At 58.4% G+C, this 406-nt stretch carries 1 protein-coding gene; it reads left to right on the top strand.

All coding sequences use genetic code 11. The features are described from left to right. Positions 1-406 (top strand): hypothetical protein (locus tag BIU91_RS19085; RefSeq protein ID WP_216099691.1); only part of this gene is annotated, 406 nt, incomplete at both ends.

A 406-nucleotide genomic window follows, 5' to 3' on the forward strand; every position in this document is an offset into this window, starting at 1 on the left:
CCGTTACTTCTCCTGCTGGTCACGGCCGCTACGCTCCTCCTCGTCGTCAACCCGATCAGCAGCGCTCGCTACGCAATTGGAACCGTCTACCTCGCCATCTTGGCGGCGGTCGGAGTGTGGGGAACTCTCCGGCGCTATCGGGTTGTTGGGCTGAGCACCCTCGGAGCCTTGTTCTTCCTATTCCCAATCGCATCGACGTTCCGCAACAGTCTCGACACGAAGGTTTCACTCAAGAACCCTCTCGAGTCGCTCCTCTCGGGTGACTTCGACAGCTTCAACCAGATCAACAACACCGTGTACTTCGTAGCCTCGAAAGGCATCACCTGGGGTGACCAGCTCCTAGGAGTGGTGTTCTTCTGGGTTCCTCGGGCACTGTGGCCCGACAAAGCCATAGATACTGGTGTCC

The sequence above is a fragment of the Curtobacterium sp. MMLR14_002 genome, from assembly GCF_001864975.1.
GTDB classification, from domain to species: domain Bacteria; phylum Actinomycetota; class Actinomycetes; order Actinomycetales; family Microbacteriaceae; genus Curtobacterium; species Curtobacterium flaccumfaciens.